The organism is Mucilaginibacter sp. (assembly GCF_039921305.1).
In the GTDB taxonomy this organism is placed as follows: domain Bacteria; phylum Bacteroidota; class Bacteroidia; order Sphingobacteriales; family Sphingobacteriaceae; genus Mucilaginibacter.
In genome coordinates this window covers 23,649-49,372 of record NZ_JBDSCA010000014.1, presented here as the reverse complement: position 1 = coordinate 49,372, position 25,724 = coordinate 23,649, and the positions used below count along the sequence as shown (strand labels likewise).

Annotated in this window: 22 protein-coding genes and 1 pseudogene; 13 read left to right on the top strand and 10 right to left on the bottom strand. The window is 45.0% G+C overall.

From position 1 onward, the window contains the following. Positions 1-122: 122 nt before the first annotated feature. Positions 123-977: pseudogene (locus ABIN91_RS02935) on the top strand (RHS repeat-associated core domain-containing protein); the annotation flags it as partial. Between the two features lie 6 nt (positions 978-983). After that, positions 984-1,418 carry a hypothetical protein gene (locus ABIN91_RS02930; protein ID WP_348048271.1) on the top strand — a complete coding sequence of 145 codons (435 nt, stop codon included), beginning with the start codon at positions 984-986 and terminating at the stop codon, positions 1,416-1,418. A 367-nt stretch (positions 1,419-1,785) separates the two neighbouring features. Here the strand turns inward: ABIN91_RS02930 and ABIN91_RS02925 are convergent, their stop codons facing one another. The 5 genes from ABIN91_RS02925 to ABIN91_RS02905 form a co-directional block, all read right to left on the bottom strand. Continuing rightward, entirely contained in the window at positions 1,786-1,995 is a 210-nt protein-coding gene (locus tag ABIN91_RS02925) for a hypothetical protein (protein WP_348048269.1), read from the bottom strand. A gap of 247 nt (positions 1,996-2,242) precedes the next feature. Next, positions 2,243-2,719 (bottom strand): hypothetical protein, encoded by a 477-nt coding sequence (locus ABIN91_RS02920; RefSeq protein ID WP_348048267.1) that lies wholly within the window; start codon positions 2,717-2,719, stop codon positions 2,243-2,245. After that, the gene (locus ABIN91_RS02915; RefSeq protein WP_348048265.1) at positions 2,700-2,960 is read right to left on the bottom strand and encodes a hypothetical protein; all 261 of its coding nucleotides are present in this window, start codon (positions 2,958-2,960) and stop codon (positions 2,700-2,702) included. Before ABIN91_RS02915 ends, ABIN91_RS02920 begins: the two co-directional genes overlap by 20 nt. Before the next feature lie 132 nt (positions 2,961-3,092). Continuing rightward, positions 3,093-3,347: a helix-turn-helix transcriptional regulator gene (locus tag ABIN91_RS02910; protein ID WP_348048263.1), complete on the bottom strand. Its 255-nt coding sequence runs from the start codon at positions 3,345-3,347 to the stop codon at positions 3,093-3,095. A gap of 177 nt (positions 3,348-3,524) precedes the next feature. Then, positions 3,525-3,968 (bottom strand): hypothetical protein, encoded by a 444-nt coding sequence (locus ABIN91_RS02905; protein ID WP_348048261.1) that lies wholly within the window; start codon positions 3,966-3,968, stop codon positions 3,525-3,527. A gap of 1,132 nt (positions 3,969-5,100) precedes the next feature. Between ABIN91_RS02905 and ABIN91_RS02900 the strand changes: the two genes are divergently transcribed. Further along, positions 5,101-5,415 (top strand): hypothetical protein, encoded by a 315-nt coding sequence (locus ABIN91_RS02900; RefSeq protein WP_348048259.1) that lies wholly within the window; start codon positions 5,101-5,103, stop codon positions 5,413-5,415. A gap of 193 nt (positions 5,416-5,608) precedes the next feature. Here ABIN91_RS02900 and ABIN91_RS02895 read toward each other — a convergent pair whose 3' ends face one another. The 3 genes from ABIN91_RS02895 to ABIN91_RS02885 form a co-directional block, all read right to left on the bottom strand. Then, complete coding sequence (locus ABIN91_RS02895; protein WP_348048257.1) at positions 5,609-5,989, bottom strand: hypothetical protein; 381 nt, start codon at positions 5,987-5,989, stop codon at positions 5,609-5,611. Between the two features lie 8 nt (positions 5,990-5,997). Beyond that, entirely contained in the window at positions 5,998-7,332 is a 1,335-nt protein-coding gene (locus ABIN91_RS02890) for a recombinase family protein (RefSeq protein WP_348048273.1), read from the bottom strand. A gap of 89 nt (positions 7,333-7,421) precedes the next feature. Further along, positions 7,422-7,610, bottom strand: coding sequence for a hypothetical protein (locus tag ABIN91_RS02885; protein WP_348048255.1), 189 nt, complete (start codon positions 7,608-7,610; stop codon positions 7,422-7,424). A gap of 118 nt (positions 7,611-7,728) precedes the next feature. Between ABIN91_RS02885 and ABIN91_RS02880 the strand changes: the two genes are divergently transcribed. The 8 genes from ABIN91_RS02880 (at position 7,729) to ABIN91_RS02845 (ending at position 19,357) form a co-directional block, all read left to right on the top strand. Beyond that, positions 7,729-8,904 (top strand): DUF87 domain-containing protein, encoded by a 1,176-nt coding sequence (locus ABIN91_RS02880; RefSeq protein ID WP_348048253.1) that lies wholly within the window; start codon positions 7,729-7,731, stop codon positions 8,902-8,904. Between the two features lie 750 nt (positions 8,905-9,654). Further along, positions 9,655-12,498 carry an MBG domain-containing protein gene (locus tag ABIN91_RS02875; protein ID WP_348048251.1) on the top strand — a complete coding sequence of 948 codons (2,844 nt, stop codon included), beginning with the start codon at positions 9,655-9,657 and terminating at the stop codon, positions 12,496-12,498. After that, positions 12,495-13,181: a hypothetical protein gene (locus ABIN91_RS02870; RefSeq protein ID WP_348048249.1), complete on the top strand. Its 687-nt coding sequence runs from the start codon at positions 12,495-12,497 to the stop codon at positions 13,179-13,181. The genes ABIN91_RS02875 and ABIN91_RS02870 overlap by 4 nt, the downstream gene beginning before the upstream one ends. A gap of 1,031 nt (positions 13,182-14,212) precedes the next feature. Further along, the gene (locus tag ABIN91_RS02865) at positions 14,213-16,429 is read left to right on the top strand and encodes a hypothetical protein (protein ID WP_348048247.1); all 2,217 of its coding nucleotides are present in this window, start codon (positions 14,213-14,215) and stop codon (positions 16,427-16,429) included. Further along, a complete protein-coding gene (locus ABIN91_RS02860; RefSeq protein ID WP_348048245.1) occupies positions 16,429-17,634 on the top strand; it encodes a DUF2252 family protein in 1,206 nt (401 codons plus the stop codon). The genes ABIN91_RS02865 and ABIN91_RS02860 overlap by 1 nt, the downstream gene beginning before the upstream one ends. Then, entirely contained in the window at positions 17,621-18,103 is a 483-nt protein-coding gene (locus tag ABIN91_RS02855) for an inorganic diphosphatase (protein ID WP_348048243.1), read from the top strand. Before ABIN91_RS02860 ends, ABIN91_RS02855 begins: the two co-directional genes overlap by 14 nt. A gap of 227 nt (positions 18,104-18,330) precedes the next feature. After that, positions 18,331-18,741: a YetF domain-containing protein gene (locus ABIN91_RS02850; protein ID WP_348048241.1), complete on the top strand. Its 411-nt coding sequence runs from the start codon at positions 18,331-18,333 to the stop codon at positions 18,739-18,741. 61 nt (positions 18,742-18,802) lie between these two features. Further along, positions 18,803-19,357: a ferritin-like domain-containing protein gene (locus ABIN91_RS02845; RefSeq protein WP_348048239.1), complete on the top strand. Its 555-nt coding sequence runs from the start codon at positions 18,803-18,805 to the stop codon at positions 19,355-19,357. A 98-nt stretch (positions 19,358-19,455) separates the two neighbouring features. Here the strand turns inward: ABIN91_RS02845 and ABIN91_RS02840 are convergent, their stop codons facing one another. After that, positions 19,456-21,321 (bottom strand): PAS domain-containing sensor histidine kinase, encoded by a 1,866-nt coding sequence (locus ABIN91_RS02840; RefSeq protein ID WP_348048237.1) that lies wholly within the window; start codon positions 21,319-21,321, stop codon positions 19,456-19,458. Positions 21,322-21,597: 276 nt separating this feature from the next. Here ABIN91_RS02840 and ABIN91_RS02835 point away from each other — a divergent pair, with 276 nt between their 5' ends. After that, positions 21,598-22,536 carry a manganese catalase family protein gene (locus ABIN91_RS02835; protein ID WP_348048235.1) on the top strand — a complete coding sequence of 313 codons (939 nt, stop codon included), beginning with the start codon at positions 21,598-21,600 and terminating at the stop codon, positions 22,534-22,536. Further along, positions 22,520-23,827, top strand: a complete 1,308-nt coding sequence (locus ABIN91_RS02830; protein ID WP_348048233.1) for a DUF892 family protein — start codon at positions 22,520-22,522, stop codon at positions 23,825-23,827. The genes ABIN91_RS02835 and ABIN91_RS02830 overlap by 17 nt, the downstream gene beginning before the upstream one ends. A 62-nt stretch (positions 23,828-23,889) precedes the next feature. Here the strand turns inward: ABIN91_RS02830 and ABIN91_RS02825 are convergent, their stop codons facing one another. Continuing rightward, a complete protein-coding gene (locus ABIN91_RS02825; RefSeq protein ID WP_348048231.1) occupies positions 23,890-25,722 on the bottom strand; it encodes a beta-galactosidase in 1,833 nt (610 codons plus the stop codon). Positions 25,723-25,724: the final 2 nt, after the last annotated feature.

The window sequence follows — 25,724 nt, the reverse complement described above, 5'->3', positions numbered from 1 at the left end:
GCCTTGCAAATGAAAAACTAACGCTTATCTTTACCCTAACGAACGTTCTTTATGGCACCGAAAAAGTGCAAAACGGAAAACAGCCAAAAACGTAAAAACTTTATGGTAGCCAATACGATTATGGGGCGCGGTTCTATGATCCTGTAATCGCAAGGTGGAATGTCATTGATCCTATGGCAGAGGGGTTCGCCAGTTTTAGCCCATACAAATATGCTGGCAACAACCCCGTCAACATGATTGATCCGGATGGCCGTGTAGAGGTAGAAACATCCTATGGTAACATAGTGACCGTATCTGCAAGTGACAGCTACAGTGCCGATGGAAATTATCAATACAATGGTCAAACGTACGGGTCTTCAAACGCGCTGCTAAAAGCCAACCCTACAATTGTAGACGATCGAAATATGGTTAATGTTTCGAGTACAAGTCAGGGTCCTGGTCAAGCGGGAAACGTGACGCTTCTGTACGGCGGGCTGAAAGGCACTATTTTAGATGTGACCTTCTTTATATCTGGTGTTCCGGCAAGCAATCTACAGATCATACAAACTGTTTATACCTCGGAAGATGGACCGGCATATGGCAAATACAAATTTAGTGAGGGCGGTGAAACATACAGGGGATTTGTAGACGGGGGTGTGAATGGGAAGCCTGGTTACACTGGCAGCTTAGGAAAACCCTACTATTACTCAGCCAGCGTCCTTTTAGGTGAATCTCATTGGAGCAACACCGCTGGCGATATAACGGCCTTTGATAGGCCTACAGAACGTACTAATTACAAAACGACAAGGTTTGAAACCATTATAGTTGCTGTGAATTTTAATAATACAGGAACTGACAAAATATTGGGGGCTTTCCAGTGGGGATGGAACAATTTTGGGCGGGTTCCAATAACACAAAATATCACGCTAAATAAAAGTGCATCTCCTACAGCTCTTAAAATAATAAAAGCGGATTATCCGAGTTATAAACTAAAATAGAATGACATGAAAAGCAGCTTTCTCTCTTTAATTATTATAGGATTTTTACTTTTCAATTTTGAAAGTGCCAATGGCCAAACAAGCGAAAAAAAACCGTGGGTATCCAGCCAAAAATTAGTTGGGATTGAGATTGGCCAAAAAGCGTTTGATGGTATGGTCAAAGAAACCGTTGCAATGATGAAAAGGGGCCATCCCAAAATCGAAGATCTTATCAAAATGGTGAGAATAGACAATACTATTGCGATAAATTATCTGGGTGACGAAAGCAAGGCAAACAAAGAGTTTAACTCTTTGTTTGTTCCAAAATTCTCAAAATTAGCTATCAAGGAGCTTCATGCGACTCATGCCACAGGGATGTGTTACTATTCCAAACGTTACAACGTGTACTGGGGAGGCTTGCCTCATTATAATAGTATGTTCAAGATCGTTAGGTCGAAATAAACCGATAAATAATTTGGCTTCTCAAAGACAGTATCGACATTGCAAGGTTGACCGTGAAATACGTCTTTTTAGCCCCCTCGGTTAATCTGGTAACTTGCTTCTCAATTTGAATCATTTACATGCCCTGATAAAAATCACTGTAAAAAGGTATTTAAATTTGGTCATAGGGTAAATGCCATTATGTGGAAAAGCTCGATGATGATATAGTCTATCAACCCTTGCTATGATGTCTTATTACTTATTATATTAGAGGTCAGTTCTAACAGCGCGAACGTATTGTCCACGTGTCACAAGAATAGTACGCTCATTTTGCACCCATCAAGAACAATAAGGCCCCTCTCATTTAAGGGGCTTATTCAAGATTATATTAATATCCCTTCTTAGACTTGAGCTCCTTTATCTGCGGCTTAAGCGATGCGATTTCCTGCGGGTCAAAGTGCGCATCAATTTTCTGCGTGATGGCCTTGTACTGCTCCTGCAATGCTAAGCCGAACGCATTGTAAACGTTGGGATCATTAAAGAACGCATTGTTGAATACGGGCCTCGGATAGCCCTTGCCAAACGTTGTCAGATTCACGTTGATAATTTCTCCGAAGTCTGTTGTCCTATTTCTCCGACTTTGGACAGCTATGTTACAATTGAAAGGAAGTATTTTGCTTGGTTTTACTTCTTATTAAGCCCACGCTACCGCAAGCATCTCCCTGCGGTATAGCCGCACATATTCGGCGATTTCTTTGCTGGCGCAGGTGTAGTTTGAAGAACGATCAACAAACAAAAGCAGGGCGAAAGCCCTGCCATCTATTAACTATTCAATTAAGGAGATCCTAAAGCAACCTGGCACGCTTTCTTTGCTGAAACAGGTATGCGCTCAATACCGCCTCGTACAGCTTCTTGTGATAACCGTGTCCGTTCCGGGCCCCCTTTTCGTATATGGCCTGCAATTCGGGATAGAGCTGCCTTGCGAACCCCGCGATCTCGCCCGAGCGAAGGCTGAGAGTAGATCTTATTTCTGTCTTGGTAGTAAGGTCGAACTCGCAGTAATATTGCTTTGCAAGGCCTTCCACTTGCGCCATGATCCGGCGCACCGCGGGGGTATGGTTTATGGGCGGGGGAACCTTGATGATGATGGCGGTCACGCCGTACCGGCGAACGTAGTGCCTGTACTGGTTGACGATGGCGCGAAGCTTCAAGTCTGACCACGGGGTATGATAGTAGTGGACGTTGGCGTCGATCAGCTCCCCGTCCCGCAGCACGCAGATGCCGGTGCCCTTGGTGCCGATGCTAATCCCAAGAACGGTCACGCGTATTGAATGCCGACTTGGTAATGATGTTGGTGAACAGCCGTGCCCGCGTGGTGCGCACTGAATGGTCGGGAAGGGTCATGACGTGCGTGAGCGTGGCAAGCAGGTAGTCCCTGGGATATTTCTGCGCGCAGGTGAGGTAGAACGAGAGGGACTTGCGGTCTTCCAGGCTGTCGGCGAGCTGATGCGCCAGGGTGATTTGGTTTGGTGTGAACATGTCGCTTTTTGTGGGTGTGGGCATAACTGGTAATGCTGCTGATAATTTGTAGTAACGATCGTACGTTCGATATTTTTTTCTAAAACGTTCGTACGTTGCGCGGTTTTCAAAAAGCGGGCGCGGCAAAAGGTCACGTTGCCAGGAAACAGGAAATGTTTATATGCGATTGACACTAGTATCCCCGTCGGGATATTCCTGGCGTTCTATGAGGCTTTGTTTAATCAAATCGAAGTATTCCGGATAGAGTTCCTGTGGTGTCTTGCCATACAGAATGCACAGCTTGATAAGGCTTGTGCCGCTGGGCATGTACCATTCGTTTTCCCATAGGGAAAGGGTAGATACATTAACGTCTACTAACAGCCTTGCGACATGCTGCTGCTGATAGCCCGCTTTTCGGCGGGTTACTTTCAATCTATTGGGGTATGGTCGATTTATGTAACCCACAGTCATAAGGTATCAGGCGGCGCGAGTGTAATATAAGGGGGTTAATCTTTGGATAAATTCAAAGTAACGGAAAGATAAATCCAAAATAAATGACTTTGTTGGTACCTATCAAAGAGCGAATGATCGCTTTGAGCGGCTCTGCGGCTACCTGTTCGCCTCGTAGAAGGCCATCGCGAATCCCTCCGGCGTGACGCTCCTAACGATTGTATCCAAGGGAATCTTTGTCCTTGCCTGGTATCCGGGCGGTACCTGGTGGACCTTCAGGTGCATGAACAGCGGGGTCTGCCGGACGAAGTTGCCCTTGAGCGGGGCGACGGGCCTCTTTCTCGGCTCGCCAAATACGCCCCACAGGCAAGTGCGCTTGGTATATGGATCGCCAAACTCGAAGGGGTCAAATACGAATGTGGGCTTGCCGAGGAAGCGGCCGAGATGGCCGCGCGGATTCTCGACGGCCCAGAACTTCAGGCTGTTCTGGTGCTTGTAAGGAGGGTGATACAGGCATTCCCGAATGATTTCCAGGCAGCTTTGCACCGTGCGCATGCCCTTGCGGAAATCGCGCGGGGTTGACGCCCTGCGGTCGTTCCTCATGAGGGAAAACATGGTGCAGGGCGGGGCGGCCAGTATGCCGTGCACCGTGTTGCTCCTGAGTAGTTCTACAAATTGGGGGTACTCCGCCCACTTGTCCACGTCAAAGTCGGGCAGGGTCAGCACCCTCACGTCGTATCCCGTGTCCCTGTACGGCTTACTCCAGGCCCCCGTCCCGCCGCACAGATCAAGAATTACCTTTTTTCCGTTCGTGTTGGAAGAAATTGTCTTTGCTATATCGTTATACTCGTGTTAGCTTGCTTTTAATGGATCGCAATTCCTGATTGGGTAAATGTGATTTATGAATGGCGAAAGACTGGGTTGCGTATCCAAGCCGTATTTCGCCATCCACATGACGATTGTATGCAGCGGATATAGTGAGTGGCAGAGGGGTGATCTTTGTGCAAATCTAAAGTAAGGGAAAGAAAAAATCCGGGAATTGGGATAAGTTAAAGTATCCTAAAAAGAAGGTAAATTTTTGCCATCAGTTCTAATGTGATCTAAGGGCGGACAGTAATGTACGTAGCACATTGAACCGGGCCTTTTCCTATATTCTATATAGCTATTTGTTAGTCCCGACCGGAACCATTCCTGATCCAGTGATTATTGGTTTCTCTATATCGTCAACCGCTCGTGCCTCGTAAGTATTAGCTTTTTTCTGATTGTATATTGCCTCGGTTATATCTTGGCTTATGCGCAAATCCAACAGGCTATCGAGTTTCGACAATATAGCCAGGGAAGGCTTAACCTAAAGTTAAAATAAAATAAATTTTCGCGTCATACTAAAATGGTTTTTGTGTCAGAACCGAAGAATAAAAGAAATCATTTTGATTTTATTAGATCGTTTCTGATCAGGGCTGAATAAATACGGATGATCATATTGCCAAGCCGATGGATATCATTTGGATGGTATTAGCAAAAGTGGGATATTTATAGCAAAACCGCGTCGGGATTGAATGTAAAAAGCCCGGGGTTCTAGGAAAACCCCGGGCGAAATTCAGGACAACGATGGAAGCCTTTTTTTGTGCAAAAGTAGCAATTTATTGCTGCTTTATAGTATTAAAGCACACATGGCAACGATCGCAAAATAAGATTTCTCTCCCGCGCACAAAAAATTAAAAATGGAAATTAAACGATGGAACATCAGAAAAGCGACGGCCCTATCAAGGATGGAGCCGCCGGAGAGCAAAAGGGGTATGACTGCCTGTGCAAGTCGTGCCTGTCATTTCAGCACCAGTTAAATTGCTTCGTGGGAGACAGGTTTTTTGGAGCACTGCTCGAAAGTCTCGAAAAATTCAGGGAACGGTACAGGCAAATGCCAATGAATGCTGCCGTGCACTTAATTTTCTCACATTTGCAAATGTGCAACGTGGGACGAGGGAAATCTGGTAGCGGACAGCTTGATCTCATTATGTTTTCTTTTTACCTGTACAACGTTAAGGTGCTTTAAGTAGCGTTTGAGGTTTTTAATTTGAACGGCTTTCTACAAAGCTGTAAATAAAAAATATTGCCGCGGTTTTATGATTGCATTAAGGCCGTACCGCTCACCTGACTGCCTGCGGGCTATTCGCCTGTTTTTTCACGGCATAGCATGATGAGTGTTATTGGTAATTATCAAGGGGGAAGCTTTGGATAAAATAAAATTACGGGCGATTTAGTTCATTGTGGTTATTAATACTGCCATTAGTTTCAGGGCCGCCTTCCGGTTCCGACGCGAGCGGGCTCGGCAGGATCGCGCCCCCCGCGGTTCCAATGTGACTTATTAGGGCGGACAGTAATGAACGGACGATACCAAAGGAAGCAGTTTGCCTATATTCTGCAAAGGTTTTTATCGGTTCCAACCGCGCCTTTTCCTGCTCAAAGTGCTTTTTGATATGCTGTATGTCTGTAAACCATTCATACCTTGAAAACGTTAGCTTTTTCTTCTCTAAAGACCAGTTCCAACCAATATAGTTACAAATCCTCTTTTGAAGTTTTGGATCGTTGGTTTTGAAATTATCAATGACGTTTTCGGCGAAATCCAACTTTTCATTTACCTGCTCGATCCAGTCGTCAATGTTCTTTTGCGCTTGCTGTATTTTTCTTGCACCCTGATGAGCTGATGCCGCCGTTCAGCTTTCTTTTGATTGTATTGCTCGTCTGACAATTCGTTACTGATGCGCAAGTCCAGCAAATTATCAAGCTCCGACAGCAGTTTTTGTTCATAATCCCCGATGCTCTTGAGCAACTTTTGCTGTTTCTGCAACTCGTCCTCATTGTCTGCCTTAACGGTTTCAGCTGCCCAGGATTTCCAACGTGGGACAAGGGCAATATTTTGCAATTCTTCTTCAATCAGTGCAAGCATTTCCTTCTCCGTGGTATAGCGCTTGTCAGCGCAAGTAGCCGCCCCCTTCCTTTTGGTGCAATGGTAAAAGGTGTAATCCTTGTATTCTCCGGTTGTTTGCAGCTTCTTTAGTTTTCTTGAGGCGGTGATGGCGCATCCACAACACCCGCACCTTATGAATCCGGTAAAGGCAAAATCATGTTTATGTGGTTTCGGCTTTTCTTTCCGTCCGAGAATGACCTGTATGGTATCGAACTCCTCAAGCGTTATCATGGGCTTGTACATCCCTTTGTGCAGTTCTCCCTTGTAATTGAAATACCCGGTGTAAAAGGGGTCGATAATTGAGCGGTATAATACGCTTGTTGCCAAAGGCTTGCCCATGCGCTTTTTGGTTGAGCGAGAGCGGAAATTATACCCATCGTTCAAAATGGCCGCTACCTGGCCCACGGTGTACTGGCCGGTAAGCATCAGGTCGAATGCCTTGCGCATTAAAGGCCACCGTTTCGGGTCAACAATAATCGAGTTAGAGCCGTGGTCGTTATGCTTGGTGTTCAAATATCCCGTAGGGGCAATGATAGGCGGCTGGCCCAAAGAGACCTTCTTTCGCAGGCCCCGCTTCACTATTTCGGACAGGTCAACGCTAAACTGGGTTGCCATGCTTGCTTCAAGGCTGATTAGCAATGCGCTGTCGCTGCTCAGGTATTCCCGGTGCATTGTCCAAATGGATTTTATTACACCAGTTTGAAGCAGGTGCATCAATTCTCCCCACTCCAAATGGTTTCGGGCTAAACGATCTATTTTCCAGACTATAATTCCACCGGCCTCTCCCTTTTTGATTCGCTTGATCATAGAGGCGTATGCGGGGCGGTTGAACGGGATTTTGGCACTGGCGCTATCGGTTATCGTTTCCGTGACCCTTAATCCTTGCTGGGTCTGAAGTCTGGATATGTCCTCAATTTGGGATGAAATTGACAAAGACTGCCGATCCTCTCCTTCGGTTGACTTTCTTGCGTATATAAAATAAGTTATCTTTTCTGTATTCATAAAAACCCGGAAAGGGGGCATCGTTAAACCACTTTGTTGTCAAACGAAAGCGTAAACGATGCCCCCTTCCCAGGTGCAAAATGTATTGATTATTCGCTTTCGTTTGACCTGTCAATTATAGTATCCTCATCGGTTTTGGCAAGCGGCTTGATGGAGAGCAAGACGTAATTCAAAAGCAGGGTAGCCTTTTCGTGCGCCTCGCTTCGTGACAAGTTGGTGCCAAAAGTTTCCTTGTACAGCTCGATGAAGGCCAACAGGCGATGTTCCTTTATTTCCATAAGTTACATATTGCCGATTTGCATATGCAAACGATAGGGGGTTGATCTTTGGAAAATGCCCAAGATTAACCCTCTGCAAGCAATTGGTAACATTCGGTATCGTGGTTGCATGTATGAAATGAAACCGTTCACGCCCATCGCGAAGACCAACTTTAGAAACCACAGCGAGCTGTTTGGCATCAGGCCTGCCGACAGGCTGCACCACATCTACTGCCTCGGCAAGACGGGCATGGGGAAGTCGCACCTGCTCGTCAACATGGCCTTGGACGACATTATGAAAGGGCATCCCATTTGCATCCTTGATCCCCACGGCGACACGGTAAGCGCGATATTGAGCCGGATGCCCGAGCACAGGAAAAGGGACGTGGTGCACTTCGACGCGACCGACAAGGCCGCCCTGCCCGCCTTTAACCCGCTCCATGACGTTCCGGAAGGCCAGCGGCAACTGGTGGCGTCCGAAATCGTCACGACCTTCAAAAGGCTGTTCCTGGAAGCGTGGGGAAGCAAGCTCGAATATGTCCTGAGGTTCGCGATTCTGACGCTGCTCTCGTACCCCGGAGCGACTTTGCTGGACATCAACGCGCTGCTGCTTGACCGGGATTTCAGGGCGAAGGTGCTGGAGCAGGTGCATGACCAATACGTCATCAACTTTTGGGTGCGGGAATACGACCTGTATTCGGCGAGCACGCAGGCAAGCACCATTTTACCCATCCTCAACAAGATAGGCGTGCTGATCGCCAACGATACCTTGCGGGGCATTTTCGGGCAGCAGGAAAGCATCTCTGTCGAGCAATGCATGAAAGAAAACAAGATCGTGCTGTGCAACCTGTCCAAGGGCGTTATCGGGGAGGACGTGTCGACGGTATTGGGCAGCTTTCTCATTACCGTCATTCAGGCGACCGCGATGCGCCGGGCGATACTTCCGGTATCGGAGCGAATGCCGTTCTACCTGTACATAGACGAGGCTCACGGCTTCATATCGTCCACGTTCGCAAGCATGCTTTCCCAGATCAGGAAGTTCGGCGTGGGGGTGTTCCTGACGCACCAGTACCTTGACCAGTTGGAGCCGGAAACGAAAAGCGCGATTTTGGGAAACGTGGGCACGATCATCTGCTTTCGGCTGGGCCTGTCCGACGCAAAGACGATGGAAAGGGAGTTTTATCCGGTGTTCAGCTATGATGATTTCGCAACCCTGCCCAAATACCATATTTACCTGAAACTGCTCATTGACGGCACGGAAAGCAAGGGGTTCAGCGCGGTGACGTTAGCCGATTTTAATACGTCGCCCAATTAAAAACTCATTCGTTGGCGTGGCATTATATATTTTGAATGATGTTTTTGCACTTTCAACCATTTTCAAGTCGTCCAAAAGGTTCGACATTTCGCCGCTTCCCCCTACTGAAAAAAATATTGAAGATGCTAAAAGCCTGCAAATCAAAACTTTGCAGGTTTTTTTATTGGTTTTAAATAAATTAAGTTAATAAACAAATTCGTGGAGGATCCTTTTACACACTTCCTTAATCGACTCGACTTTGCTTTTTAGCACCCATCTATAGGGTCAGCGTAAACGGATACCCGTACTATCCCATCCGGTTATCACCGCCAAAATTTATCTATGGCGGGAGTAGCTAATACAGCCAGCATGCTAAAATAACCACCTACACATAGTTAAAGTAACCGCCTATATAATTTGGTGAAAAGCCGGCCATCATACAGATCACGGTAGTGTCTTTGCGAATTATATAACTATAGAATATCGGTTAAGCACTTCATTGATTATTGTAAACTGTTGCGCTTCCTGTTCTGATTCTATAAATATTTCATACATTTAACCCTCTAATTACATAGTCTTGGACTATTAATTTAACTTTTATCCATTCTATGAAAAAACATCTACTTGCCTTTATATCATTCCTATTTACTGTCACAGCATTCGCACAGGCACCTAACATAACGTACCCCAGTTCACAAACATATATTGCAACAACACCAATAATACCTTTACTGCCAACTAATACGGGGGGGAACGATACCTACCAACGGTTTGGGACAAGTTACAACAGTTGCTGGTAAAGCAGGCGTAGTCGGTTCTGTAGACGGTCCGGCCTCATCAGCAACCTTTTATACCCCCACCTCAACTGTTGAAGACGTATCAGGGAATATTTATGTATCAGATCAGAATAATCACAAAATCAGAAAGATCACCACAACTGGGGTAGTAAGTACCTTCGCGGGTAGTGGCGTTTTGGGTTTTGCAGATGGCCAGGGTTCAGCAGCGAGCTTTTCTTATCCGCTGGGTATGGCAATTGATGCCACTGGAAACATATATGTTACTGATGTAAACTCGGGAACTTCGCGTATCCGTAAAATTACCCCTACCGGTGTAGTAAGTACTTTTGCTGGCAACGGCACAACGGGCTCTGCCAACGGACAAGGCACCGCTGCAACTTTTAATCAACCTAATGCTATTGCTCTCGATGCTGCAGGGAATATGTACGTTGCAGATACTAAAAACTATCTGATTCGGAAAATCACTCCAGCAGGTTTGGTTAGTACCTTTGCAGGTAGCGGCATTGCGGGCATAACTAACGGGCCAGGCACTTCGGCAAGTTTTGACTCACCATGGGGAATAGCAGTTGATGTAGACGGGAATGTTTACGTAACAGATCACAGTAATGTAATTCGGAAGATAACTCCGACAGGTGTTGTAAGTAGCTTAGCAGGTACTTTTTTCGTACAAGGCTCACAAGATGGGATAGGAGCAGCCGCAAGTTTTAATGGGTCAGGAAGTTTAGCTGTTGATATAATGGGATACGTATATGTTTCTGATATGTTTAACCATTTGCTCAGGAAGGTTTCACCTACGGGCGTGGTAACTACTTTGGCCGGAAGTTTAACAGTAGGCTCAGCCGACGGCGCCGGGCCTGCCGCTGGTTTTTTCGAACCTAATGGTCTAAGCTTTGATGGACAAGGGAATTTATATATCGCTGATGATGGCAACCATCTGATTAGAAAAGTGCGCCAATCTGGTTACACCATCAGCCCGGCATTACCTGCCGGTTTGAACTTTGATATCACGACAGGGGCTATTAGCGGTACACCAACAGCAACGTCGCCAACTACGGTGTATACGGTTAGTGCTTATAATTTAGTTGGAAGCAGTATTTCTACCTTAAGTATAGCAGTGATATCAAAACAGCAGGCTTTAACTTTTAATGCCTTAAACAACGTAACTTATGGCTCAGCCGATGTTCCACTGGCTGCGACAAGTACTTCGGGGTTGGCCGTTAGTTATACCAGTAGCAATACTTCGGTGGCTACCATCGTAAACGGTAGTCTACATATTATCGGAACCGGCACATCAACTATTACGGCATTGCAAGCTGGTAATAGCGCGTATAGCGTAGCAACCCCACTTACACAAACGTTGACCGTTAACCTGGCCACGTTGACCATTACCGCCAATAACCAAAGCAAAAATTATGGATCATCCAACCCTGCATTAACGGTAAAATACACCGGTTTTGTAAACAGCGATGATGCAACTAAATTAACTACGCAGCCAATAGTAACCACCACCGCTACAGCAAGCTCGCTTGTAGGTATTTACCCGATCGCAATCAGCGGAGCGGCATCCGTAAATTATACTATAAGTTACACCCCCGGAACGTTAACGATTAATCCGTCGCCGTTGACTATTACCGCCGATAACCAAAGCAAAAATTATGGATCATCCAACCCTGCATTAACGATAAAATACATCGGTTTTGTAAACAGCGATGATGCAACTAAATTAATTACGCAGCCGACGGTAACAACCACGGCTACAGCAAACTCAGGCGTGAGTACTTACCCGATCACAGTCAGCGGAGCAGCATCCGCAAATTATAATATTAGCTACACCCCCGGAACGTTAACGATTAATCCGACCACGCTGACTATTACCGCCGATAGTAAAACACGATCTTTGGGCGCTCCCAACCCAATATTTACTGTTTCTTACGCAGGTTTTGTGAACTCCGATACAGAAACAGGCCTGACTGCTCCACCAACCACAACCACTGCGGCAACCGTCTCATCTATCCCTGGCTCATACCCTATTGCGGTAAGTGGTGCAGTTTCGGCGAACTATAAATTTACATACGTGCCAGGTATATTAACTATTACCAATACCCTTGCCGCCGCAAACTTTACCATAGTGGCCAATAGCACGGCATGTCGCGGCTCGGCCAATGGTACGATCAGTATAACAGCAGCGCAAAATCTGAACTATACAGCAACGATAACAGGCGGTAGCATCAATGCCAGCTATCCATTCACCACAAGTAAAACCATAAATGATCTACCGGGGGGTACCTATAATGTTTGTTTTACAGTTGCGGGGCAAAGTAGCTATTCGCAATGTTTTACAGTAGTAATTACCGAACCTAAAGACCTTGCAGTTTATGCAGCTGTTAACAAAACCGTACAGAGTATTAATCTAACCATGGATGGAGCCAATACTTACTATATTACTTTAAATGGAAATACCACCACAACTACTGCCAGCAATATTACACTTGCGCTGAACAAAGGCATTAACGATGTGACGGTAACAACCAATAAGCCCTGCCAGGGTATCTACCAAAACCGCTTCAACCTGTCGACAGATGTTATGGCATATCCAAATCCTTTTACTTCGGCACTGAATGTTAGCCTCGGCAGCGGGAATATCCCTTTGGTTACGGTTGAATTATATAATGCCACAGGCGTTAAGGTTTACAGCAAGCAATTTACCAATACATCTGGCGCATTGCAGATTGACCCCGGAAATATCCTGCGTGGCCTGTATATGGTCAAACTATTAACCGGTCAAACCGAAAAGATCTTTAAAGTGTTTAAACAATGAGAAAGTATATCATCATCATAACCTTAGCTACAACTTTTATAGTAGGTTGTGGTAAAAACAACACTACCCCTCCAGATCCGGAAGTTACAACACTAACTTTTCCGGCACAGAACTCCGCCTGCACTACGGGAGCCATTATTTCTTCTACACAAAGCTCAATTGTATTTACCTGGAACAGCGCCGGTAATACCGATAGTTACGAGATAGACATCAAAAACCTGTTGACAGGCACAGTTGCTACGCAAATAGTAACTGCAAATCAGTATACTGTTACTTTACTACGCGATACACCTTATTCCTGGTATGTGGTATCTATGTCACGTTCATCAGCCACAACAGCAAAAAGTGATGTCTGGAAGTTTTACAATGCGGGAGTAGGCACGGTATCGCACCCGCCATTCCCGGCAGATAACCTTTCGCCGGCATACGGACAAAATGTAACACCAACAACAGGAGCGATCAACCTGGGCTGGACGGCCATTGACCCGGATAACGACATTGCGGGCTACGATATTTACGTTGGCACCACAACCACGCCGGCATTGTTCAAAAGCAACATTACGGATAAGTTTGTGAATGGGGTTACCGTAACATCGGGCACCACTTACTACTGGAAGGTAATCACCAAAGACGTTGCAGGCAATACTTCCGACTCGGGCGTGTTCCAGTTTAAGGTGAATTAATGGTGTAACCCGGACAATTTATTCCTTCCCATAGTTGTTTCGTTCCATTAATTTAAGTGCCTTCATCCTATACGGTAATATTGCGTATTAATGAAAGAACTAAAAAGAATCCGTTGATATTAATACCAGCGAGTTTTGGGCATCAACCTGTTCAAGGTAAGTGTTCAGTTTCCGTTGGATTACAATTATGTGCTCTGGCGCAGGCGCAGGCTCACATTGCATGATATCTTTTTCGCACTGTCCGATACACAGTTGCATTAAACACAGATAAAAGAAGGCAATCCCCCCACTGCTTTTTATAAATTCGTCCGAAAAGTGAAATTCAGATCCGAAAAGTGTAAATCACGCAATTATTGCATCAAAATGCCCATTTATTACAAAAAGCTTCACTCCACAGACTTAGGGCTTGCTCCCAGACTGGGCTCGAATCATGATTTAAGAAGCTAACAATTTTAAATCGTCGATAAAGGGGTTCGATTTCGTTCCCCTACGGGCTACAGGAAAAACAACTTTCTGATTATCAGTAAGTTGTTTTTTTATTTGAAGCGATCTCTAAAAAAAATCGAACCTAAACTTTTGCTATAAAAAGTGCATTTTAAACGCAAAACTCCCCTATTGTGTGGCATTGTTAATCAAATCTTGCGCTGGAATCAGGTGGTCTTGTTCATCAGAATCTCCATCGATGCATTCAATTCTTTCACTACCCCATTTTTCAATTATTATTTCCCGTACTTCCTTCGTGTTTGATTTTAATCTGCTAAGCATAGTTTTGGTAAAGGTTGGCAAGTGCGAATCAGATTTTAGATACCCTGGCATCGAATTGCAAGTCTGTTATCTGGTGAAACATAATTGAGGTTTTAATGTATGTAATATGCCGCAAGTGCTAAATTTATTTCCAATTAATTATAAAAGTAAATAAATAGGAAATTTTAAACAAAAAACGATCTGCTGGAGTTAATGTAATGCATTTTACTGACGCTATCCGCGGTGTTCACGGAGTAATAAATTATTGAATATTAAATTTTTTTACGATGAGTGCAGCTTCAGCATGGCTTTTGAATATCAATAAGCAACTTAACAACATCAATCTTCAACCTGTTTTTGAACATGAAATATCAGGGTATTGGTTTAAAGTTTATTTGGCAGATAATTCCTGCTGGTTGGTTGTGTCGTGGCCAAAAGGCAGTCGAATCGCTTTCCGGATGGCTTATTCGCCTGATGATCAGTTGGAACTGAAAAAAGTATTAAAGGACGAACAGAACATTACTTTTAAAATGGGTTCGCTTATGGGCGAATATACAACCGAGCTGCAACTGCCTGGCGAAGAAACGCCGGTAATACGTTTAACAATAAATTTAACAACAGAGGCTCCATTATTATTTCCTTATTGGCCGCGAGATATTGTGCCATTAGGCGCCGCCAGCAGCGATGTGTTGGCAGAAGGCGAGGTTAAAGTAAACCAGGTGGGAGCACGCTCGGGTCAGCTTTACTTTAACCTAACCCGGCCAAAAGCTGGTTCGGTTTTGTACATGCAAAACCTTACATCGCTGGCAGACTATAACCAGGTTACCGAAACTTCGGCAGGCGATACAGTTGGAGGTAAATGGCCCGAGATAGGTTTTGCATTACCTCCAACGCTCAAAAACAAGCCGTTGGAAGCCGGAAAAAGCTATGTTTTAAGTGATGCTTTCATCGTTTTTGATGAACTCGTTCCCGCAGATGAGGAGGCTATGGTGCGCCAGTATCTTGATTTATTATCGGTTGTTTATTTGGCATTGCCCAAACCGGAAACACATTACCAAAATTGGCTGGATATCCTGCAAAAAGGCATAACCGACCTTGAGGATAGCCCCGGGTGCTGGTCGCAGGTAGACGGACATCATTATTTCAATGCTTATGTATGCGATTACAAGTCGCCTCCAGAAATCATGGTACAACTCGCTGTGCTGTTGCCTCTTTTGGATTACGTGGAATGGAACAATTCTCAGTTGGCTCTTATAAAAAAGGTTATGGAGGGCCTACCTCCTTTTTATAATGAAAAGCTCGGCACTATTATGCGCTGGCATCCAAAAGTAGCGGATACCATGGAAGGTGAGGAAGAACATAAGAAACCTATGATCATGGATTCGTGGTATTTACATCATCCACTCCTTAACTTATCGCGGCTTGCGCTGAAGGGAGATAAGGTAGCAGAAAAGCTGTTTGTTGATTCATTGGACTTTGCCATTAAGGTGGCCCATCATTTTGATTATACCTGGCCGGTATTTTATAAAATGGATACGCTGGAAGTAGTGAAGGCAGAAACGCAACCTGGTAAGGGCGGCGAAAAAGATGTGCCGGGTTTATATGCTCATGTAATGCTGCAGGCCTGGGAATTAACGGGCGAGGGGCGCTATCTTACAGAAGCCGAAAAAGCGGCAAAGCGCTTACGCGGACTCGGCTTTGAATTATTTTACCAGGCGAATAACACGGCCTTTTCTGCAGGCGCTTTGTTGCGGCTGTATAAAATTACCAAAAAAGAAGTTTATAAAGAACTAAGTTACCTCTGTTTGGCTAATGTTTTTAAGAACACCAGTTTGTGGGACTGCAACTATGGTTACGGGAAAAACTTTCCGTCCTTTTTCGCTTTATTCCCATTAAACGATGCGACTTATACGGCAGTTTACGAAGAACAGGAGGTTTTTTGCGCTTTTCACGATTATTTGCATCATGCTGAGGGTGAGGATATTCTGCCATCATTAAGATTACTAATGGCAGAATATATCCGTTTCCTGATCGATCGGGCGGTTTACTATTATCCTACCATGTTACCGAAAGAAATGCTATCGGAGGAAGTAAAGACTGGCGAAGTTGATCCTAACCTTTGGATTGCATTGGAAGACTTACACGATGGTTGGGAAAAATCGGGCCTGGTTGGCCAGGAAGTGTACGGGGCAGGTAATGCCTTCGGTATATTGCCGCGGCATTATATGCAGGTAGAAGGCCAGCCCTTTATGATCTATACCGATTACCCAACTTATGGGTTTTCTCCTAAAAAACATAAACCGGCAAATTTCAAACTGGCGGGTGATTCACGGGTAAATTGCCGGCTCATGCTGGTGAAGACGGGTAAAGAACCGATGCCAGAATTTTCGGTCAGGTTGAACGCCGGTAAAGAATTACTTAAAGGAAAAAAAACAAAAGAGGGCCATCTGGAATTTATAATCCCCGGTGACAGTGAAATTCATATTAGTTGGAGTAAGCATTAATGGGAAAACTAATTGAACGCTTAAAGACATTTAATGAAGGCCTGCTGCCCGAAAAGGTGCAACTGAAATACGAGGCTATGGCGGATAATGCGTTCCGGTTTTTCCGCGGCACCTGCCATTTATTTTATGAGGACCTGGCGGCCGCCGAACCTTTGCCCTTATCACCGCTGGCCTGGATCTGCGGCGACCTGCATATCGAGAATTTCGGGAGTTACAAGGGGGATAATAAACTGGTGTATTTTGACCTTAATGATTTTGACGAGGGTTTACTGGCTCCGGCCAGTTATGAAACCGTACGGATGGTAACCAGCATTTTTATCGCCTTTGATAACCTGGAAATCGAACCGGAAAAGGCTCAGAAAATGGCGCAGCTTTTTCTCAGGACCTATTCAGTCACCCTGGCCAGGGGTAAGGCCATCAGTATCGATCCGCGTACCGCCAAAGGCATCGTTTGTAATTTTCTAACCGCTGCCACTAAAACCACTTATAAGGATCTGCTCAAAAAACGCACGATCAGCAAGAAAAAAAGCATCATGCTTACGCTGGAAGATGAGCGCCATTTCAAGCTGAATAAAAAGCTGCGCGCGGAACTAAAGGCGCATATCGGCGAATGGATCCATACCAGTAGCGATGGGCCCTATAATTATAAAGTAATCAGTGCGGTTTTCCGTTTGGCGGGTACGGGCAGCATCGGTGTTAAACGTTACCTGTTTTTATTGAAGAGTACAAATACCAAAAATAAATACCTGTTGCTGGATATGAAGCAGGCCCGGTCTTCTTCGGCATTGCCGTATATCCCGGTACAGCAATTGCAATGGGATGCCGAAGCAGCCCGGGTGATTGGTATACAACAACGGATGCAGAACGTGCCGGCAGCATTATTAAGCACTACGATTTTTAGGGGCGAATCTTATATCATCCAGGAATTGCAACCGGTAAAAGATACCATCAAGTTTAAATTGCTAAAAGATTACCGGGATATGTACCAGGTAATTGACGATATGGCTGCGTTGACAGCTTCGGCGCAATTGCGCAGCGGCGGGATGCAGGGCTCGGCTACTATTGATGAACTGATGGCTTTTGGCCAGGACCAGGGATGGCAGGAAGCGGTGATCAGTTATGCGCGAAAATACGCCGCCACTACTAAAAAATATTACCGCCAATATCTTAAAGAGCTTAAAAGAGGGGAATATGGAACAGTCTAAAATGATAACCGCCATGGTTGAATGCCCTAAAGGCTATAACCAAAAGTTTGATTACGACCCGGAAGAACAACGGTTCCGGCTAAGTAAGATACTGCCGGCGGGATTAGTATTCCCCTTCGATTTTGGGATGGTTCCCGGAACCAAAGGGGAAGATGGTGATCCGTTGGATATCATTATGATCTCGGAAAGTGGGACGTTTCCAGGTTGCCTTGTCGACTGCCGAATTATTGGCGCTTTGCAAGCCGAGCAGACCGAGCTTAATGGCCAAACCATGCGGAACGATCGTTTTATTGGCGTGCCCGGTGTATCGCAAATGTTTTCGGAGATTACTACATTGGAGCAGTTGCCGGAAGCAATAGGGAACCAACTTGAAGCCTTTTTTAAGAATTATAATGAACAGGCTGGTAAACAATTCAAAGTGACGGCAAAGCTGAATGCCGTTCAGGCCGCTAAATTGCTGGGCAAATGAAAAGGAAACGGCTGATAGTGATCCTGATGATCTGCGGTTTGGTATTGATTATCACCGGGATGTATTGGCAACAACATCGTAAAGCTGTGCCTCCCACTCGCCGCGCGGTGGCGGTTTGCGGGCGAACGATCTAACTTAAACTTATAAAATTATGGAACTACTCATCAAAATTTTCGGCGAAGGCAAAGATCTCAACGCGCTGCAAATGAGCTAGTCGCGGGGTGGTCATGTTCTTTATCGCGCTTATCCTGATCCGGATATCGGGCCGGCGCTCTTTTGGCGTACGTACGCCGTTGGACAATATTATTACCATTTCGCTCGGCGCGGTTATGAGCCGTGCCATTGTAGGAGCCTCAGACTTTGTTTCGGTAGTTGTGTGTTGTTTAGTGATCGTTTTAATGCACCGTTTGTTCGGTTGGCTGATCGCTCATAGCAAAGCTTTCGGCAAATTTATCGAGGGGGATAGAATGGTATTGTTTGAACAAGGTAAATTTCAGGAGGCCACAATGAAAAAGGCGCTGGTTTGCCGAGAAGACATTATGCAAGGTGTACGCAAATCGGCACTTACCGAAGACATGACCAAAATAGATAAGGTATACATGGAACGCAACGGCGAAATAAGTTCCATAAAAAAATAACTTGTGGAATAAAAATTGCATAGTAATTAAATACATTAACTATACATTAATATATAACATTATGCCTACAAAAAACAACACAAAGTCTGCAGCAGCAGCCAGCCGCACACCTGAAGCAGAGAGCGCGCTGAAAGAATTATTTATTGATGAGATAAAAGATATTTATTGGGCCGAAAAACATTTGGCTACCGCGTTGCCAAAGCTCATTAAGGGCGCTACCTCAGAGGAATTGAAACAAACCATTACCAACCACCTGGAAGAGACCAAAAACCATGTAACCCGTTTGGAAAGTGTATTTGCCTCGATAGGTGAAAAAGCCGCAGCGAAGAAGTGCCTTGCAATGGAAGGCTTATTGAGCGAAGCGACCGAACTACTATCTGACACTGAAAAAGGTACAGAGGTGAGAGATGTTGCGATCATATCGGCTGCTCAAAAAGTAGAGCATTACGAGATTGCTTCTTATGGTATCCTGCGCACTTTAGCGGGAACGCTGGGCTTCGGCGAAGCGCAAAGCTTATTTGACGAAACGTTAGCAGAAGAAAAAAATGCTGATTCATTATTAACGCAAGTGGCCGAAAATTATGTAAATGAAGCCGCCGCGGCTGAAGTTGAATAAAACATTTGAAAACCGGGGGCAGCCTTGGCTGCCCCCGGTTATTTTTTAGGTTAAAGATTCTAACCAGTACCATATTATTTAATGGTTCTGTTGTATCCTTAAAGCACTCCGTTGTTAACAGGAAGAGTAAACCAGAATGTACTCCCTACTTTGGGCTCGCTTTCAGCCCATATTTTGCCTTGGTGCCTCGTTACAATCTCAGAAGATAAATAGAGGCCTATACCCAGGCCGGAAGCTTTGGAATTAATGTCATCTACCCGATAATACCGTGAAAAAATATTATTAAGCTTCTCCGGTGCTATACCTATGCCATAATCCTTAATACCTATTTTTACTTCTTGTTCGTTGTAGCTTAGATATACTTCTATTTCTTTACTGCCAGGTGAATATCGGATGGCATTGGTTAAAAGGTTAACCAACACCTGTTGTATACGGTGCGAATCGCCTTTTATGATACATTTAGTAACCGGCGAATGTAATGTTATGCGGTAATTATTATTGGAATGAGTGATCAGATCAATCGAGTCATCAACAATTCCGCGAATATCAAACTCTTCCTCGTCAAAATGGAGTTTACCTGCCTCTATCTTAGATACATCAAGCAAATCATTCACTAACGAGCTCAGCTTATTTACCTGCTGTTGGGTTCTGCTTACAAACATCTTATCCTTTTCATCCACCACCCGTTGGCCAAGTATCTGAAGGTAACCGTTAATGCTGGTTAACGGCGTTTTTAATTCATGACTGGCTAAGCCAATAAACTCATCTTTTTTGGCGTTCAATTCTTTTAACTGTTCATAAAGTTTGGCTGTTTCCTGTTGTGAAGCCTGTTCTGCACTGATGTCGCGTGCTATCTTCGACGCGCCGATAACCGTGCCGTTACTATCTGTAACCGGAGAAACCGACAGGGAGATAGGTACCAGGCTGCCGTTTTTGGCACGGCGAAAGGTTTGAAAATGATCCACACTATTGCCTTTACTCACTTCGCCGATGATATACGTTTCTTCATTCAAACGATCAGGCGGGATAATGAGCGAAATGTGCTGTCCTATGGCTTCCGCTTCGGTATAGCCAAACATCCTTACGGCAGCCTTGTTCCAGCTGGTAATAATACCGTCTAAGGTTTTGCTAAGGATGGTATCATCAGAAGTGTCGACAATAGCCGCAAGTACGCCTTGCTTTTCAGCGGCTTTTTTTTGTTCGGAAATATCCCTCGCGATTTTGGAAGCCCCGATGATTTTACCCGAACTGCTCCTGATGGGTGAAACACTTACAGAAATAGGTATAAGCCGCCCATCTTTGGCGATGCGTATGGTTTCAAAATGGTCGATCTTGTTCCCCTTTGAAATATTGCTAATGATATTATCTTCCTCGCCTAAGTGGCCGGGCGGAATGATCAGCGAGATATGTTTGCCGATAGCTTCCTGTGCCGAATGTCCAAACATGAGCTCGGCGGCGGGGTTCCAACTGGTGATGATGCCCTCCATGGTTTTACTGATGATGGCATCGTCGGACGTAGAGATAATAGCAGCCAGCATGGCTTGTTTTTCGTCGGCGATTTGACGTTCGCTGATGTCCCTGGCAATTTTAGAGGCGCCAATGATCTGGCCAGCGCTGTTTCTGATGGGCGATACGGTCAATGAAATAGGTATCAGATCACCGTTCTTAGTGCTTCTTAACGTTTCAAAGTGATCTATCTTTTCACCTTTAAGTATCTGTCCTATAATAAAGGCTTCTTCTGCCAGCCGGTCATGCGGAATGATAAGCGAAATATGCTGACCAATAGCTTCGGTCTCTGTATAACCAAACATCCGTTCGGCGGCGGGGTTCCAGCTTGTTATAATTCCCTGTGTTGTTTTGCTAATGATCGTATCATCCGTAGATGCGATGATCGCAGCAAGTATGGCTTGCTTCGTGTCTAAAGCATTCGTATCTAATTTCGGGAACTCAGCATCTTGATCCATCAAACCAAAATAACCAATAATATTCCTAATTGTTTTATTAATGACTTAAAAAGCTGTACTGAATACACTTTTGTTACCGTCCTTTCATCAGGTACCTAAAGATACCCGGAATTATTGTTAGTACACCGGAAACTCTTCGGTAACGTAATAAAAATGCAGAGTTAACTATGATGAGTATTAAGTTGTTTTATTTCTTTATAAAAAATATTTTTAATTAAAAGAATAATTGGACTTAAAATTGCAAGAACAGTAGTTCACCATTAAAAATCTACAGCTATGTTTTACCATGTTAAATCCCTACAATTCAATGCCAGGGTTTCCCGCCCCGATCCGCGTTTTGCCAACTTACTTTTGGAGCAATTCGGCGGTGAAAACGGAGAGTTAGCCGCAGCTATGCAGTATTTCACCCAGGCATTTGGCGCGAAGGTGCCACATCCGGATAAATACGATATGCTGATGGATATCGCGACGGAAGAATTCAGTCACCTCGAAATTGTGGGCGCTACTATACAGATGTTGTTAAAAGGAGTCAATGGCGAACTAAAGGACGCCGCTGACCAAAGCGAGATTATGCAGGTGATGAATGGTAAAGCCGCTAAAGAGAGCATCATTCATGAAGCCCTGAGCGCCAACCCGCAGTTCGGTATCATTACCGGCGGTGGCGTTACGCCCCGAAACAGCCAGGGCATTCCTTGGTGCGCGTCCTATATACACTCCAACGGTGACCTAACGGTAGACCTGCGCAGCAACCTGGCCTCTGAGTCAAGAGCTAAACTGGTTTACGAACACCTGATGAAATTTACCGATGACCCGTATATACACGAAACGCTGTCGTTTCTGATGACCCGCGAAGTGGCCCACTATAAAATGTTTGAAGCCGCACTTGATAGCATTCCGAATAACTTCCCGCCAGGGGTATTAGCCGCTGATCCGCGGTTCACGCAACAAGCTTATAACCTTTCTGAAGGTGCCGTTCGCGGCCCCTGGAACGAAGGGGAAATGCCTGGCTTAGGCAAGGAATGGGTATTTGTAGAAAACCCATTACAGCAGGTACAAGAAACTCAAGGCCAGACCAAGCTGCCGGTTAATTATGAGAAAGAACTAAAAGCCACTGAAAAACTGGATAAGGAAATGAGCGCGGTAAAAAGTGCCGAAGTGAAAACCGCGGAGCCAAAAGGCGTGGCGCAATGGAGTACTTATGATGGAAAAAAATAACAACGGCATAACCGATTTACGGATTGAGCCAGAAGAAGTGATCAGGGCTCGTGCTGAGCATGCCAGTCGCATTGTCGCGAGCCTTGACCATGATAAACGAACAATTAACAAAAAACAACAAACACCTATGGAAGTTTCTGAAAAAGCAATTGATGTGATCAATGACCTCATCAAAATAAATAATGACCGCGTAGCCGGTTTTGAAAAAACGGGTACCGACCTGGAAAGCGACCACAATGGTTTAATAGCTGTATTTAACAGATTGGCTGGCGAGAGCCAGCAATATGTAACCGAACTGACCAGCATAGCACAGCAATACGGAGGCGATGTGGCTGAAGGTACCAGCGCCTCTGGCGATCTGCACCGTGCCTGGATCGATATTAAGGCTACCTTTACGGGTAGTGATGTAGTAGCAATTTTGAACGAATGCGAGCGCGGCGAAGATGCAGCCAAAGCCGCCTACCGTGATGCACTTGACCCGGAAAATGATTTGAGCCCAGAACTGGTGCAGGTTTTACAGATACAACAACAAGGTATCACGGCAGGTCATGACCTGATTAAAGCATTACGCGACCAGATGGAAGCTACGGATGATAATGACGAGCAAGACTATGGAAATACGGTAGCATCCGGTGAGCCTGTTTACCAGGAGCAGCAGGAACAATTTGTAGAACAACCATCATACGAAGGAGCAGCCGGTGAATACCAACAAACAGCTTATGCACCCGAACCTGAAAGTATAGAGCAGGAAGAAGCCTGGCAGGAAGAACAAGCTACATCTACCGGAAATTCTAAATTGATGGAGTTTTTTGTGGATGAATTAAAAGACCTGCTATGGGCCGAAAGAGAGTTAGTTGAAACTTTACCCGATATGGCCGATGCGGCTACTTCGCAGGAATTGAAGACTGCCTTTACCAATCACCTGGCCGAAACACAAATTCATGTGAGCCGTTTAGAGCAGATATTTGGTATATTGGGTTTAGAACCCGAAACTACTAAATGCGACGCAATGTCTGGCATAGTAGATGAAGGTGATGAGATCATCAGCAACACGGAGGAAGGCACGGCTCAACGAGATGTAGGCTTGATATTCGCCGGGCAAAAAGCCGAGCATTACGAGATCGCCTCGTACGGCGGAATGATCAGCCTGGCCAAAACGCTGGGGTATTATGACATTGCCGAACTGCTGATATTAACCATTGATGAAGAAAAAACGGCGGATGCTTTACTAACAGAGATTGCTGAGAATCATGTCAATTATGAAGCGGGTACGGAACCCACAGATGAATAATACTGGTTAGCACTAATAAAGAAGGCCGCTCAAAGCGGCCTTCTTTATTTATTTGCGTCTTATTATTGGATTTGGTCCAGAATCGGCTTTTCTATTCCCGAGACATTAGCCGATTGAGGCTTGAGCAATTCCAAAACGGTAATTTCATTTTTTCCTTTCTTTAACCATTCAACCGGCAAATACACAGTTTGCTGCGGGCCAATGCTCCAGTATTTTCCTAAATTGTGGCCGTTAACCCATATCATACCTTTTCCCCATTTACGCATATCCAGATAGGTGTCTCCGGGGTTATTCACCTGGAATGATCCTCTCCTGATCACCGGTGATGTGTTTGTTTGGACAGTTTTTGAATATTTGAAGGCAGTAGTATTTGCAAATGGCAAACTGTACATTTTCCAGTTTAACACTTCCGTTTGGTCAAAAAGTACTTTTTGTGTGATGCCCTTCCTGTTTTGTAACAGGTATTTACCAAAATTCACCCTCCCCATATTTTCTACCAGAATATCCAATGTCACCATTCCTTCTGGTAAATCTATCTTTATGCTATCTTGTTTCAAACGCCTGTCTACGGTGCCTATGGTTTTACCGTTGATCATCACGATGGCGAAATCCCGGAGTTCTTTCAGCTTTAAAAAACCGCTCTTGCCACCTGTTAAGGTAGTGCGGTAAAGTACAAATCCATAATTCTGATTCAGGTCCTCGAAAGTAAGCGGGCGCGAATTTAGCTGCGGTGTTGGGAGGTTATTTAACAAACCCGCCACCTCATTGAGCTGAATGTCTGCAGTTTTTATTGCTGGTTTTTGAGCAGGTACAGCCGGTAGTTTTACACCTGGTGCAAGGTGCTTTTCGATCACATTTCTGAAAGACATAAATTTTGCTGTAGCGTTGCCTGCCTCATCAAGCGGCGCGTCATAATCGTAACTGCTCACCTGTGGTTCATACGGTGTTGCATCTTTAAAATTGGCGCCATTCATAAAGGCCCTTGTTGTACCACCATGAAACATATACATATTAATTGATAGGCCAGCTGCCAAAACAGAGTCTAACCGGCCACTATACTTGGCTGCCGGTACCGTGTGATGGCTTGTTCCCCACCAATCGAACCAGGCCGGATACCATTCTGCAATAAAATAAGGCCCTTTCCCATCATGATTGTCATCCACTATCTTTTTAACCTTGGCGGGATTATCTAAACCATTAACAGCCGGTAGCATGCCGGGTAAATGCCCTTTGCTTACGTCGCTGGCAGGGTCGCAGGTGTACAGCAAGCCGTCAAACCCGGCTTGTTTAAACATGGCTTCGTTTATTTTAAGATATTCTTTATCGCTTGCGTAAGATCCATACTCGTTCTCGATCTGTACCATCAGCACGTTTCCACCATGATTGATCTGAAGGGGTGCAAGTTGTTTACCTACTTCCAGAATGTATTTTTTGTATTCGGCAAGGTATTGGGTTTCTTTACTCCGAACGATCAATCCTTTTTCATTTTGTAACCAATAAGGATATCCTCCAAATTCCCATTCGGCACATACGTAAGGGCTTGGGCGAAGGACCACCCATAAACCCTCCTGTTTTGCGATGTTAACAAATTCCGCAACATCATTATTTCCTGTGAAATCGAACTTGCCTTTCTCGGGCTCGTGCAGGTTCCAAAACACATAGGTGCCAATGGTGTTCAACCCCATGGCTTTGGCCATTTTCATGCGTGATCGCCAGGCCTCGCGTGGTACGCGTGGATAGTGCATTTCTCCGCTAATTATCTGGAAGGGTTTTCCATCCAGTAAAAAAGCAGTATCGCCGAAGCTGAAAGTGTGTTTTACCTGTGCATAGACAGGGGTTTGGGTCAATAATAATACGATGGAAACTATTTTCCAAATACTTTTTTTTAAATACATGT